The organism is Yersinia sp. 1252 StPb PI, from assembly GCF_048593885.1.
Classification (GTDB): Bacteria; Pseudomonadota; Gammaproteobacteria; order Enterobacterales; family Enterobacteriaceae; genus Yersinia; species Yersinia enterocolitica_E.
The window spans coordinates 34,840-49,064 of sequence record NZ_JAZGQE010000002.1 but is presented as its reverse complement, the minus strand read 5'-3'; the positions used below and the strand labels follow the sequence as shown (position 1 = coordinate 49,064).

Sequence of the window (14,225 nt, the reverse complement as noted above, 5' to 3'; positions counted from 1 at the left end):
AAACTCCCCGTCAGTGACGGATTAAAACACTAACAGCATTAAGCAGGCAAATACCGGCACAGCTGCGGTCAGGCTATCGATACGATCCAGTATCCCACCATGACCAGGAATCAGATGACCACTGTCTTTGATTCCCGCTTCACGTTTAAACATACTTTCGGTCAAATCGCCAAGTACTGAGGCCAATGCAGCCACCACGGAACAGATTAACAGTTTTTCCGGGATGATATCCAACGGAGCATAACGACCGAACAACCATGATATCAGAGCTGATGTCAGTAAACCGCCAATTAATCCTTCCCAGGTTTTACCTGGTGATACTTTAGGCGCTAATTTATGTTTACCGAATAATTTACCAAACATGTAAGCGCCAGAATCCGCACCCCATACCAAAAGCATCACATACAGCAGCCACCAGGCGCCGATATGATGGTTCTGCTCATAGCCATACTGACGTAATGCCACCATGCCCCAGAAAAAGGGAACAATAGTCAGAACGCCGAAAATTATACGTAACAGACGTGAATCGCGCCACAACGCCGCAGAGCGTGGGTAAGTAAGCACCAACAGCAATGCTGCGACCCACCAGCCCATAGAGAGCCAGAGAGGGACACTCACTTGTGGTAGATGAGCAGAATGCTGATAGGCAGGAAGGCTAAGCAGCATTGAGATCAGTAGAAAACCACAAAGTATGGCTAACCAAATACGCTGAGAACGACTGGCGAACCCGGCTAATTGCCCCCACTCCCAGGCTGCAAGCATACAGACAAAGAGAGTAACAATAGCAAAACCAACCGGCGGAAGCAGGAACAGGGCACCAATGACAACCGGAATCAAAATCAAAGCAGTTATGAGACGATACTTCAGCAAAAGTTCCCCCTAGGATGCAGTGGCATCGATAGGTGTAGTTCCCCCGAAGCGACGCTCGCGTTGTGCAAATGCATTCAGCGCACCTTCAAAGACATGTTCATCAAAATCAGGCCAGAGTACATCAGTAAAGTAAAGTTCAGCATAGGCAATTTGCCATAACAAAAAATTACTGATGCGATGTTCACCACCGGTTCTGATCACTAAATCCACCTCAGATTGCTCATGCAGGCAGATATGCGAGTTTAGCGATTCTTCACTGATATCTGTGGGCTGCAACTCACCTTGCTGTACTTGCTCAGCTAAATGGCGCACACCCTGAATAATATCCCAACGGCCACCATAATTGGCAGCGATGTTGAGTTTCAGACCGTCATTGTTGGCAGTTAGCGCTTCTGAGCGACGGATCCGTTGTTGCAAACGTTCACTAAATCGACTGATATCACCAATAACAGATAAACGAACATTATGTTTATGCAGACTTTTTACTTCACTGTCCAGCGCACGAACAAAAAGCTCCATCAGAGCGGTGACTTCCTGAGCAGGGCGATTCCAGTTTTCACTACTGAAAGCATAAAGCGTGAGCGCATCCAAATGATGACTGGCAGCAAAACTTACTGCACGACGAACTGACTTCACTCCCGCTTTATGACCGAAGACCCTTAATTTACCCCGATTTTTAGCCCAACGCCCATTACCATCCATAATGATAGCGACATGACGCGGAATCAGGGGGCACAAGTTAGCCCTATCTTCATTTACAGACGACATAATGCGAACTCATTTCCTCAATAAATCAATTGTTCGTCCCGAACATTAGGCAGTAAGCCCACAAAAAAAGCCGTGTACCAAGTCACGGCTTCTTAAGTGACAGCCAAAATAGACGGTTTAAATACCTATTGGGCCACTAATCAACAGTCTATCTATCCATTGACGGTGCAGACTATACCATCTCAGCCTTGCCCTAACAAATTCCCAAAACAGCCAATACAACTTAATGATTCAATTTTTCTATTGCTTGAGCTGCCGTATCACGGGCTTGACGATCAATGATCAGCACCTCATCCACACTAGTGGGTTCAGCCAATGATAACTGTTCCACAACCCTAAGGTTGATGGCTGCAATATCAGTGAAACGAATGCGTGAATCTAAAAATGCCATAACGGATATTTCGTTCGCGGCATTCAACGCTGTCGTGGCAGCTTGCCCTGCATTGCTTGCATCGATTGCCAATTTTAGACAAGGATAACGCTGATAATCCGGCGCAGCGAACGTCAGCTCGCGTATCTGGCAAAAATCGAGTGGTGCAACACCAGAATTAACCCGCATTGGGTACGCCATCGCATGTGCAATCGGGGTACGCATGTCTGGGGTCCCCATCTGGGCCAGTACACTACCATCGTGATAACGCACCATCGAGTGAATGACAGATTGAGGATGCAAAATAACCTCAACCTGCTCTGCACTGGCATTGAATAACCAACGCGCCTCGATATACTCCAGCCCTTTGTTCATCATAGTCGCGGAGTCGACTGAAATTTTGCGCCCCATAGACCAGTTTGGATGAGCACAAGCCTGATCTGGTGTGACATCGGCAAATTGTGATAAAGGTATTTCACGCAGTGGGCCACCTGAGCCAGTTAAAATAATGCGCGAGACGCCATTCTCACTCAGTGAAGAGTAGCCTAATTTACGCTGAATTTTCTCAGGTAAACTCTGAAAAATCGCATTATGTTCGCTGTCGATTGGCAGCAATTGTGCATGGCTGTGTTTCACTTCATCCATGAAAAGCTTGCCGCAGGTAATCAGTGACTCTTTGTTAGCCAGTAATACCTGTTTACCTGCACGAATAGCCGCCAGCGTTGAAGATAGGCCTGCCACACCGACAATTGCCGCCATCACTTGATCGACATCGTCTAACGCAGCCAGTTCACCGGCCGCTTTTTCACCATGAAAAACTTCGGTTTTCGAACCGTGCTCAGCCAATAACTGGCGCAACGCTTTGGCCGATATTTCATCTGACATCGCGGCATAGCGAGGAGAAAACTCGAGGCATTGCATTGCCATCTGCTCGACATTGCGACCAGCCACAAGTGCAGTAACGTTGAATAATTCGGGATTAGCGCGGACAACACCCAGAGTGCTGTTACCGATGGAGCCAGTAGAACCAAGAATAGTCAGTTGCTTCATGAGAGTGCTCTGAATAACTGTTTTTATGATAGGCGAGAGCGCAACCGACCCGAATAACAGGTGGTCTAATAAATATCCTCGGCCCAATTTTATAGCGTATTACTGCCGATATCGCATGACTCTACTGACCTAGTGAATCGGCAAAATAGTGATCCTGCTAAAAACAAAGCGCCACCTAAGCGACGCTCTGTTTTTTGTCAGGCAGGATTAGAAATCCATCAACTCAGCTTCTTTAGCCGCTAATGCAGTATCAACTTTCTTGATAAAAGCATCGGTCAGCTTTTGGATATCATCTTGAGAACGGCGGTCTTCGTCTTCACTGATCTCTTTATCTTTCAACAAAGCTTTCACTTTTTCGTTAGCATCACGGCGCACGTTACGAATCGATACACGGCCCTGCTCTGCTTCTGCACGAACAACTTTGATCAAGTCTTTACGGCGCTCTTCTGTCAATGCTGGCAGTGGAACACGAATAACGGTACCCGCGGAAGAAGGATTCAGCCCTAAATCGGAGGTCATGATCGCTTTCTCAACCGCGGCGCTAAGGCTGCGGTCAAACACGGTCAATGCCAGAGTACGGGAGTCTTCAACCACAATGTTAGCCAACTGGCGCAATGGCGTAGCAGTGCCATAATACTCAACCTGAATGCCATCAAGAATACTTGGAGAAGCACGACCGGTACGGATCTTACTGATATGGTTTTGGAAAGCTTCAAAGCATTTTTCCATACGCACTTCAGTATCTTTTCTAATTTCGTTAATCACGTTGTGAACCCTTGGAAACTGGTTACTTGGCAGGCCATAGCATGAGTATAGCCGGTGAATATACAAACCAACAGTTGCAGGCATTGGGGGCATATCTGAAAGCCGCATGCCCCTGACAATACAGGCTGCCGCTTATTTAGCGATCGCTGTCACTTCTTTAGTGATCAACGTCCCTTCATTCTCACCCATCACCACGCGACGCAGAGCGCCAGGTTTGTTCATATTGAAAACACGAATTGGCAAGTTATGATCACGGGCCAAAGTGAAGGCCGCCAGATCCATAACTTTTAGCTCGCGCTCCAGAACATCCTGATAGGTTAGCTGCTCAAACAGTGTTGCGTCAGGGTTTTTAACCGGATCTGCGGAGTAAACTCCATCAACTTTCGTCGCTTTCAGCACCACATCAGCTTCGATCTCGATACCGCGCAGACAGGCCGCGGAATCGGTGGTGAAGAAAGGGTTACCTGTACCTGCGGCAAAAATCACCACACGGTTATGACGCAGCAAGCTGATAGCTTCAGCCCAACTGTAATTATCACACACACCATTAAGTGGAATAGCAGACATCAGGCGGGCGTTCACATAGGCACGGTGCAGTGCATCTCGCATTGCCAGGCCGTTCATTACGGTAGCCAGCATTCCCATGTGGTCGCCCACTACGCGGTTCATCCCAGCTTGTGCCAAACCGGCACCGCGGAATAGGTTACCACCGCCAATGACCACACCGACCTGAATGCCCAATTCGACCAGCTCTTTAACTTCTTGAGCCATGCGATCCAAAACGCTTGCGTCGATACCAAAACCTTCCGCGCCTTGCAGGGCTTCGCCGCTAAGCTTAAGCAGGATACGCTGATATACGGGTTTTGCATTGGTTGCCATGGTGTTCTGTCCTAAGCAGCAGTAATAAATATTGGGAACTTGACCGTCAAATGTTCAAAGCAATACCGTGCGTTGAAAACTGACAAGACTAAGCTTATACCCTAAATAATTCGAGTTGCAGGAAGACGACAACTGAGCGAATCCTCAGAAGCTTACATAAGTAAGTGACTGAAGTGAACGAAAGCAGTCAACGCACCTGTAATTTGAAGTATGACGGGTATCGAGTGGATAAAATGGAACCGCCGATTGGCGGCCCCATTTTTAGCATTAAGACTGTTTGCTCATTGCTGCAACTTCAGCAGCAAAGTCAGTCTCAACTTTCTCAATGCCTTCGCCCACTTCAAAGCGGATGAAGTTTGTTACGTCAGCTTTGTTCTCTTTCAACAAATCACCAACGGTTTTGCTTGGGTCCATAACGAAGTTCTGACCAGTCAGAGAAACTTCGCCGGTGAACTTACGCATACGGCCTTCAACCATCTTCTCAGCAATTTCACGTGGTTTGCCGGATTCGATAGCAATGTCCAACTGGATTTGGTGCTCGCGAGCAACAACTTCAGCAGGAACATCGTCTGGCTTAACATATTCTGGTTTGCTTGCAGCAATGTGCATAGCAATGTGCTTAACCAGCTCTTCATCAGCGCCAGTTGCTGCAACCATAACGCCGATACGAGCGCCGTGCAGATAAGTACCCAGAACATCGCCTTCCAGAGCAGCAATACGACGAATATTGATGTTCTCGCCGATTTTAGCTACCAAATTGGCGCGTTGCTCTTCAAACTTAGCTTTCAGATCGTCGATATTAGTGATTTTGTCAGCCAGAGCTGCGTTGATAACTTCTTCGCCAAATGCTTTGAAGCCAGCATCTTTAGCAACAAAGTCAGTTTCGCAGTTCAGTTCCAGAATCACACCGAACTTACCGTCGGCTGAAAGTTGAGCCAGGATGATGCCTTCAGCAGCGATACGGCCTGCTTTCTTGGCAGCTTTAGCCTGACCAGATTTACGCATATTGTCGATGGCAAGCTCGATGTCGCCGTTAGCTTCAACCAACGCCTTTTTACATTCCATCATGCCTGCGGCAGTACGCTCACGCAGTTCTTTTACCAAAGCAGCGGTAATAGCAACCATTTAAATTTCCTCGGTTCTCTTGTGAAAACAAGATCTCACATTAGATACGCAAAGGGGGCCTATAAAGGCCCCCTAACCAACATATTTCAATACCTGGTTAATAAGGGCTCCAACGAGCCTGACTTATTATTCAGCTTCTACGAAGCTTTCTTCCGCTTGAACGGCCAAGTCTTGAGAACGACCTTCAGTGACGGCAGTAGCAACAGCGTTCAGGTACAGTTTAACTGCACGGATCGCGTCATCGTTACCTGGGATGATAAAGTCAACGCCATCTGGATCGGAGTTAGTATCAACGATAGAGAATACCGGGATACCCAGGTTGTTAGCTTCTTTGATAGCGATGTGTTCGTGATCAGCATCAACAACAAACAGAGCGTCTGGTAAACCGCCCATGTCTTTGATACCGCCCAGGCTGTTTTCCAGCTTGTTCAGTTCACGAGTACGCATCAGCGCTTCTTTTTTGGTCAGCTTGTCAAAGGTGCCGTCTTGAGACTGGATTTCCAAATCTTTCAAACGTTTGATGGACTGACGAACAGTTTTCCAGTTAGTCAGCATCCCGCCCAACCAGCGATGGTTCACGAAGAACTGGTCGCAGTTGTTGGCAGCGTCTTTTACCGCTTCGCTTGCTGCGCGTTTAGTACCAACGAACAAGATCTTACCTTTACGGGAAGAGATCTTTTTCAATTCAGCCAAAGCTTCGTTGAACATTGGTACGGTCTTTTCCAGGTTGATGATGTGAACTTTGTTACGTGCGCCGAAGATGAAAGGCTTCATTTTCGGGTTCCAGTAACGGGTCTGGTGACCGAAGTGAACACCGGCCTGGAGCATGTCGCGCATGGAAACAGTTGCCATGATTAAAACCTCTATAGTATCAGTTGGGGTTATGCCTCCACGTGCCCCATAACGCCGACCCCATAAGAAATTGATAATCATCAAAAACTTTAGGGCACCCCGGCGTATGTGTCGACACGTGTGTGTTATTTACACATATGAGTGCGATTGGTATTACTCAGCTAAACAGCTACCTGCCATCAGGACATGCCCTGAAATCGGACCTGAAACGACAACATAATAGTGCGGTTTGCCGGCGCGCTTTATACCATAAACGGCCGCAACACACCAACTTTTGTTGCATTTAGTGTCGTCACTGCAAACGAAAGTTTGGCAGCTAATTGCAGGGCTGGTACCATTAGCGACAGGTTATTTAGGGTATATGATATTTATTACCTGCTTATTCATATTACGGCGGCTGGTTGGTATTCACAGCCCCTACGGACACTTTTGCATGGCAATCTCAATAAAAACACCTGAAGATATTCAAAAAATGCGCGTTGCTGGCCGCCTGGCTGCTGAAGTGCTGGAGATCATTGAACCTCACGTAAAACCGGGGGTAACCACTGGTGAACTCGATCGTATCTGCCACGATCATATCACCAACCATCAGCAGGCTATCTCTGCTTGTCTGGGTTACCACGGCTTTCCTAAATCGGTTTGTATTTCTATTAATGAAGTTATTTGTCACGGCATTCCAAGTGATGAGAAAGTGTTGAAAGACGGTGACATCGTCAATATCGACGTGACTGTTATTAAAGACGGTTTCCATGGCGATACATCAAAAATGTTTATCGTCGGCAAACCTACCATTTTGGGTGAGCGCCTGTGCCGCGTCACTCAAGAGAGCCTGTACCTGGCAATCAAAATGGTCAAACCGGGTATCCGCCTGCGCACTCTGGGTAAAGAGATCCAAAAATTTGTGGAAGCGGAGAACTTTTCTGTGGTGCGTGAATATTGTGGCCACGGTATTGGCGAAGGTTTCCATGAAGAACCACAAGTGCTGCACTACGATGCAGACGACGGTGGCGTAATCCTACAAACTGGTATGGCTTTCACCATTGAGCCTATGGTCAACGCAGGGGATTACCGAATTCGTACCATGAAAGATGGCTGGACGGTAAAAACTAAAGATCGCAGCTTGTCGGCACAGTACGAGCATACTATTGTGGTAACCGATAACGGCTGCGAAATAATGACGTTGCGAAAGGATGACACCATCCCCAACATCATAACGCACGAGTAATAATGACAAGCCGGCAGCCGCCGGCTTTTTTATGGGCTGCGTCTTTTTATCAGGTCGCATTTATCGGGTAAACATATGTCTGACAATCACACCGAGCACTCTGTATCCCCTGCGGTACCGAAGGTCATTCCTGAGCAGCCCGCACCACCGAGTACTTATCTCGATAGTGACCTTAATTGCCCGATTCTCAAGCAGCGGCTTGAGACTTTCCAACTTTGGCAGGCGGAAGCATTCAATGGCGGAATCAGTGCCGAGATATTAATTGCTGCGCGCAGTGATTACATTGACCGCCTGTTACGGCGGTTGTGGACATTTTATGGTTTTGATGATGTGGCTGAAACCGCGCTGGTTGCCGTGGGCGGCTATGGCCGTGGTGAACTGCACCCCTTATCAGATATTGATGTATTGGTTCTCAGCAAGCAGCGTCTAAGCGATGAAGATGCGCAACGCGTCGGCCAGTTGATCACTTTGCTATGGGACCTGAAACTGGAAGTCGGCCACAGCGTGCGCACACTGGAAGAGTGTTTGCTCGAGGGGTTAGCCGACCTCACTGTCGCCACCAATATGATTGAGTCACGTTTGATTTGCGGTGATGTAGCCCTGTTTTTACAGATGCAAAAGCACATTTTTAGCGACAATTTCTGGCCCTCGCCGCAATTTTTCCATGCCAAAATCACCGAACAACAAGAACGGCATAAACGCTACCATGGCACCAGTTATAACCTGGAGCCTGATATCAAAAGTAGCCCTGGTGGGTTACGGGATATCCACACCCTACAATGGGTAGCCCGCCGCCATTTTGGTGCCACATCCTTAAGTGAGATGGTTGATTTCGGTTTTCTGACCAAAGCTGAGCGCAATGAGCTGATTGAAAGCCAGAGTTTTCTGTGGCGCATCCGTTTCGCGCTGCATTTGGTATTAACTCGCTACGATAACCGCCTGCTGTTTGACCGCCAACTGAGTGTGGCTCAGCTTTTGCAATATCAGGGCGAAGGCAATGAACCGGTCGAACGGATGATGAAAGATTTTTATCGTATGACCCGTCGGGTCAGCGAACTGAACAACATGCTGCTACAACTGTTTGACGAAGCCATATTGGCGCTGGGTACCAATGAAAAACCACGTCCACTGGATGATGAATTTCAGTTACGCGGGGATTTAATAGATCTGCGTGATGAGAACTTATTTATCCAGCAGCCTGAAGCTATTATGCGCATGTTCTATCTGATGGTACGCAATCAGGATATCAAAGGCATATATTCCACCACAGTACGCCGCTTACGCCATGCCCGGCGGCATCTGAAACAGCCTTTATGTAACATTCCTGAAGCCCGCAAGCTATTCATGGCCATTTTGCGCCACCCTGGGGCGGTTTCCCGGGCATTATTACCGATGCATCGCCACAGCGTGCTGTGGGCCTATATGCCACAATGGGGCAGTATCGTTGGCCAGATGCAGTTTGACCTGTTTCACGCCTACACCGTAGATGAGCACACTATCCGCGTGTTACTTAAACTCGAAAGCTTTGCCGATGAAAAAACCCGGCCACGCCATCCTCTCTGCGTCGAGCTTTACCCACGCCTGCCTCAACCTGAATTATTGTTGCTAGCAGCACTGTTCCACGATATTGCCAAAGGGCGTGGAGGCGATCATTCAATACTGGGCGCTCACGATGTATTGGAGTTTGCCGAGCAGCACGGCCTTAACTCGCGCGAAGCTCAACTTGTGGCTTGGTTAGTTCGTTGCCACCTCTTGATGTCAGTGACAGCTCAGCGTCGGGATATTCAGGACCCTGCGGTTATTCAGCAATTCTCCGCCGAAGTACAAAGCGAAACTCGCTTGCGCTATTTAGTCAGTCTGACAGTGGCTGATATTTGCGCCACCAATGAAAATTTGTGGAATAGCTGGAAACAGAGCCTGTTACGCGAACTTTATTTCGCCACAGAAAAACAGTTACGCCGTGGTATGCAAAACAGCCCGGATTTGCGCGAACGTGTCCGTCACCACCGGCTACAAGCTCTGGCGCTGCTGCGGATGGATAATATCGATGAAGAAGCATTGCACCGCATCTGGAGCCGCTGCCGGGCTGATTATTTCCTGCGTCATTCACCCAATCAATTAGCCTGGCATGCCCGCCACTTATTAGAGCATGACTCAACCAAGCCACTGGTGTTAGTTAGCCGTCAGGCAACACGGGGGGGAACCGAAATATTCATCTGGAGCCCTGACCGCCCATCACTGTTTGCTGCGGTGGTCGGTGAGCTGGATCGCCGCAATCTGAGTGTTCATGATGCACAGATTTTCACCAACCGCGATGGTATGGCGATGGATACCTTTATCGTATTGGAGCCAGATGGCAGCCCACTGGCTCAAGATAGACATCCCATCATTAGTCATGCCTTAGAACAAGCGATGACCCAGCCGAATTATCAACATCCGCGCGTCAGGCGATTATCACCTAAATTACGGCATTTCAGTGTGCCGACTGAAACCAATTTCTTGCCAACCCATAACGAGCGCCGTACTTATCTGGAGTTAATTGCACTGGACCAGCCGGGCTTACTGGCTCGGGTAGGTGGGATATTTGCAGATTTAGGGTTATCGCTGCATAGCGCACGTATCACAACTATTGGCGAGCGGGTGGAGGATTTATTTGTATTAGCAGACAAAGATCGCCGCGCTTTAAGTATTGAAACCCGCCGCGAATTAGCACAACGGTTGACAGATACCCTCAATCCGAACGATAAACTGTGATACAAATAACTTTTTAGTCATTAATTTTTCTTACAACCCATTTTGAAGGGAACAGGATGCAGCAACTACAGAACGTTATTGAAACCGCCTTCGAACGCCGTGCAGATATCACGCCGGCCAACGTTGATACCGTAACCCGCGAAGCGATTAACCACGTGATTGATCTGCTTGATACCGGTGCACTACGGGTGGCAGAAAAGATTGACGGCCAGTGGGTTACCCATCAATGGCTGAAGAAAGCGGTACTGCTGTCTTTCCGTATCAATGATAACCAGGTCATGGAAGGCGCAGAAACGCGTTACTACGACAAAGTACCAATGAAATTCGCCGGTTACGATGAAGCGCGCTTCCAACGTGAAGGCTTCCGTGTCGTACCACCAGCAACCGTACGTAAAGGCGCATTTATCGCTCGTAATACCGTACTGATGCCTTCTTATGTGAATATTGGCGCTTTCGTTGATGAAGGCACCATGGTCGATACCTGGGCAACTGTCGGTTCTTGCGCGCAAATTGGTAAGAATGTGCACTTGTCCGGTGGTGTTGGCATTGGTGGCGTGCTTGAGCCACTGCAAGCCAACCCAACCATCATTGAAGATAACTGCTTTGTCGGTGCGCGTTCAGAAGTGGTTGAAGGGGTTATCGTCGAAGAAGGTTCCGTTATCTCCATGGGCGTATTTATTGGGCAAAGCACCCGTATTTACGATCGCGAAACTGGTGAAATTCACTATGGCCGCGTTCCGGCCGGGTCTGTTGTCGTTTCCGGTAACCTGCCCTCGAAAGACGGTAGCTACAGCCTGTACTGTGCAGTTATCGTGAAGAAAGTTGACGCAAAAACCCGTGGAAAAGTCGGTATTAATGAGTTATTACGCACCATCGACTAAGATGAATATAGCGGGCTAATCACCCGCTATTTTTTTGCTTTGTGAAGTTATCGCCTGCAATCACATACTTTGGCGAAATTTACCGTCATAATCATAAACTGTGGAATATAAAATCAAAAAGGTGGCGCTATGTATGACAATCTGAAAAGCTTAGGAATCACACAACCAGAAGATGTCGATCGCTATAGCCTGCGTCAGGAGGCCAATAACGACATTCTGAAAATTTATTTCCGCAAAGATAAAGGCGAGTTTTTTGCTAAGAGTGTGAAATTCAAATATCCACGCCAACGCAAAACTGTGGTGGCGGATAACGCTGGACATGGTTACAAAGAAATCAATGAAATCAATCCTAACCTCCGTTACGTCATTGATGAGTTGGATCAACTGTGTAAGCGCGATCAGATTGAAGTGGATTTGAAACGCAAAATCCTGGATGACTTGCGCCATTTAGAAAGCGTTGTTGCCAATAAGATTTCAGAAATTGAATCAGATTTAGAAAAGCTGACCAACGGCCGCTAAATCTAGCTGAACACGTATTGTGGCAGCACACTGCACGCCACAATACGTCATTGAGCAGAAGCTATGTTACTTAAGCAAGCGGCCCCATTTTTCTACCCACAACGCTGAAACCACTTCTGGCTCCGGGTGTTCCATCGCGTCAATATCCAGTCGTTCACCAATCCGTGTCGCCCCCTGCTCTTGCAGCAGTTCATCAAATGCGCGCCCTGCGCCGCAGAAATTATCATAACTGCTGTCACCTAGTGCAATGACGCCATAACGTAGCTCTGGCTGAAACCCAACCTGATCACGAACAGCGACGAACAGTTCTGCTATGCTGTCAGGGAAGTCGCCTTGTCCGGTGGTAGATGTGATAACCAGTGCATAATGTTGACGATAATACTGCCAGGCTTCTAAAGTCCCCTCTTCAAACAGTGTTACCTCATGCCCCTGCTCTTTCAGTATGTTTTCAGCTTCTTCCGCCACTAACAACGCATTACCGTAGACAGTGCCGACAAAAATCCCGACCTGAGCCATAAAAGATATTCCCTTTTAACCAGAAAAAATTATTCACTATCCTGACCTTCGGTCGCTGGAAACTCAACCCTTTCAAGATGAGGGGTAATACCCAACCAGCCAAAGTGTGACATCAAGCCTTGCCAGGATTCATCCCAACGCGCCGTAAGCGAAAGCACCTCACCAGTGACTGGATGATTCAATTGTAAATGGCTAGCGTGCAACATGAGCCGTGAGCAATCAAAGTGTTGGGCAATACCTCTATTCTGACGCAAATCACCGTGGGCACTATCACCAATAATTGGATGGCGTATATGTGCCATATGCCGCCGTAACTGATGCTTACGCCCTGTTTCCGGTTTCAGCTCCAATAAACTGAAGCGTGATGTGTCATAGCGCCCAATAGCAACAGGAACTTCCACTTGAGCCAAAGGCTGATAGTGGGTAACTGACGGTTGTGGTGCTTTATCTTGTTTGGAATGTTTATCCGCGATTTTATCCAGTTCTTCGCTCATCGCGTAATCAACCGTACCACCTTCCAGCACATAGCCACGAACCACCGCATGGTATGTTTTCTGAATCTGGTGCTGTTCGAACTGCGCCGAAAGAGCACGGGCAACATCACTGGATAACGCCATCAGCAGCACACCTGATGTTGGGCGATCCAGACGGTGGACGGTATAAACATGCTGGCCAATCTGGTCGCGCACCGTTTGCATCACAAATACGGTTTCATTACTGTCCAACCAACTACGGTGAACCAGCCAACCGGCGGGTTTATTCACCGCAACTATATATTCATCTTGGTAAATTATTTCCAGCATTAGTTACTTTCTTTATTCAACAGATCATCGAGACACTGTAATTGTGCCAGCAGTATGGTGCAATCTGGCCGACTATCACCACTTAATGCCTCTTCAAAGTATGGCGTAATGGCGAAACGTGTCGGAAGTGGGTTATTCGATTCCAGCAATGCATACATTCGGGGAATCAGTACCCATTGCAACCACTGCTCGGCATCCATGGTATCGATACTGAAAGGCTCATTACTTTCGAAGGCTGCCGCTGGCGGTGGAACAACTTGCCAAAGATCAATTGCTCGCATGGCAAGCTCAATATCCCGTAAGTTCTGACGCACCTGATTTTCTATACTCATGATTATGCTCTCAACCAAAAAACAGCCATTCGCCGGGCTGGTCCAACGGCGGCCAAGCATACCATTGAAGAAGGCGATGCCCAAACTCACGCCATAGACAACAGAAGGCTATTGGGCAAAATAAGCATAAAAAAAGGGGTACTGTTTTACCAGTACCCCTCAATTCGTTTCATAGCTATCCCGCTAAAAGTGATGCTCCCTGCTCAATCCATGAAAACTTTTCCGTGTGGTTATCCTAACCAGCAATCCGTCGCAGTGTCCTACACCATCCCGATGCTAATCCTGAGGTTATCCTAACCCACCATTCATCCTGAACCGGCTCTCAATCTCCATCCTGGAGGTGTCCTTTGTTCCATCCTGAAACATCCCTTCACTCGTCCTAAGCAGTCCCTGTGTTCTTCATCCTGAAGTGGTAGCATCCAGATACCGTCCTTCTCCGCCAGATCCTATCCGGCGATTAGAAGGATCGCTTAATCGACAAAGGGTGGCAAGACACTGTAAGAATAATGATGCTGA

The 14,225-nt window shown here is 48.0% G+C and carries 14 protein-coding genes; 4 read left to right on the top strand and 10 right to left on the bottom strand.

What is annotated here, in order from left to right:
- Window positions 1-21 precede the first annotated feature (21 nt).
- From cdsA to rpsB, 7 genes are all read right to left on the bottom strand, one after another.
- A complete protein-coding gene (cdsA, locus tag V2A85_RS00655) occupies window positions 22-870 on the bottom strand; it encodes a phosphatidate cytidylyltransferase (protein ID WP_083162927.1) in 849 nt (282 codons plus the stop codon).
- Between the two features lie 9 nt (window positions 871-879).
- A complete protein-coding gene (gene ispU / locus V2A85_RS00650; RefSeq protein ID WP_372559767.1) occupies window positions 880-1,638 on the bottom strand; it encodes a (2E,6E)-farnesyl-diphosphate-specific ditrans,polycis-undecaprenyl-diphosphate synthase in 759 nt (252 codons plus the stop codon).
- A 223-nt stretch (window positions 1,639-1,861) separates the two neighbouring features.
- Window positions 1,862-3,058 (bottom strand): 1-deoxy-D-xylulose-5-phosphate reductoisomerase, encoded by a 1,197-nt coding sequence (gene ispC, locus V2A85_RS00645; RefSeq protein WP_372559768.1) that lies wholly within the window; start codon window positions 3,056-3,058, stop codon window positions 1,862-1,864.
- A gap of 207 nt (window positions 3,059-3,265) precedes the next feature.
- Complete coding sequence (gene frr, locus V2A85_RS00640; protein ID WP_083162921.1) at window positions 3,266-3,823, bottom strand: ribosome recycling factor; 558 nt, start codon at window positions 3,821-3,823, stop codon at window positions 3,266-3,268.
- Between the two features lie 132 nt (window positions 3,824-3,955).
- A complete protein-coding gene (pyrH, locus tag V2A85_RS00635; protein WP_083162919.1) occupies window positions 3,956-4,702 on the bottom strand; it encodes a UMP kinase in 747 nt (248 codons plus the stop codon).
- Window positions 4,703-4,969: 267 nt separating this feature from the next.
- The gene (tsf, locus tag V2A85_RS00630; RefSeq protein WP_372559769.1) at window positions 4,970-5,827 is read right to left on the bottom strand and encodes a translation elongation factor Ts; all 858 of its coding nucleotides are present in this window, start codon (window positions 5,825-5,827) and stop codon (window positions 4,970-4,972) included.
- 126 nt (window positions 5,828-5,953) lie between these two features.
- Entirely contained in the window at window positions 5,954-6,679 is a 726-nt protein-coding gene (gene rpsB, locus V2A85_RS00625) for a 30S ribosomal protein S2 (RefSeq protein WP_083164108.1), read from the bottom strand.
- 433 nt (window positions 6,680-7,112) lie between these two features.
- Here rpsB and map point away from each other — a divergent pair, with 433 nt between their 5' ends.
- The 4 genes from map to V2A85_RS00605 all read left to right on the top strand — a co-directional run bounded on the left by map (window position 7,113) and on the right by V2A85_RS00605 (window position 12,058).
- On the top strand, window positions 7,113-7,904 hold the full coding sequence (gene map, locus V2A85_RS00620; protein ID WP_083162917.1) for a type I methionyl aminopeptidase: 792 nt from the start codon (window positions 7,113-7,115) through the stop codon (window positions 7,902-7,904).
- 75 nt (window positions 7,905-7,979) lie between these two features.
- Window positions 7,980-10,658 (top strand): bifunctional uridylyltransferase/uridylyl-removing protein GlnD, encoded by a 2,679-nt coding sequence (gene glnD / locus V2A85_RS00615; protein ID WP_420070728.1) that lies wholly within the window; start codon window positions 7,980-7,982, stop codon window positions 10,656-10,658.
- 56 nt (window positions 10,659-10,714) lie between these two features.
- Window positions 10,715-11,539 (top strand): 2,3,4,5-tetrahydropyridine-2,6-dicarboxylate N-succinyltransferase, encoded by an 825-nt coding sequence (gene dapD, locus V2A85_RS00610; protein ID WP_004391708.1) that lies wholly within the window; start codon window positions 10,715-10,717, stop codon window positions 11,537-11,539.
- A 129-nt stretch (window positions 11,540-11,668) separates the two neighbouring features.
- Window positions 11,669-12,058 carry a DUF3461 family protein gene (locus V2A85_RS00605; RefSeq protein WP_004706707.1) on the top strand — a complete coding sequence of 130 codons (390 nt, stop codon included), beginning with the start codon at window positions 11,669-11,671 and terminating at the stop codon, window positions 12,056-12,058.
- A gap of 66 nt (window positions 12,059-12,124) precedes the next feature.
- On the opposite strand, the gene V2A85_RS00600 is transcribed toward V2A85_RS00605, so the two are convergent.
- From V2A85_RS00600 to V2A85_RS00590, 3 genes are read right to left on the bottom strand one after another with little or no spacing between them, the layout of a single operon-like run.
- Complete coding sequence (locus V2A85_RS00600; protein ID WP_420070727.1) at window positions 12,125-12,574, bottom strand: flavodoxin; 450 nt, start codon at window positions 12,572-12,574, stop codon at window positions 12,125-12,127.
- A gap of 29 nt (window positions 12,575-12,603) precedes the next feature.
- Entirely contained in the window at window positions 12,604-13,377 is a 774-nt protein-coding gene (gene truC, locus V2A85_RS00595; RefSeq protein ID WP_372559772.1) for a tRNA pseudouridine(65) synthase TruC, read from the bottom strand.
- Complete coding sequence (locus V2A85_RS00590; protein WP_083164106.1) at window positions 13,377-13,709, bottom strand: YqcC family protein; 333 nt, start codon at window positions 13,707-13,709, stop codon at window positions 13,377-13,379. The genes truC and V2A85_RS00590 overlap by 1 nt, the downstream gene beginning before the upstream one ends.
- Between the last annotated feature and the right edge of the window lie 516 nt (window positions 13,710-14,225).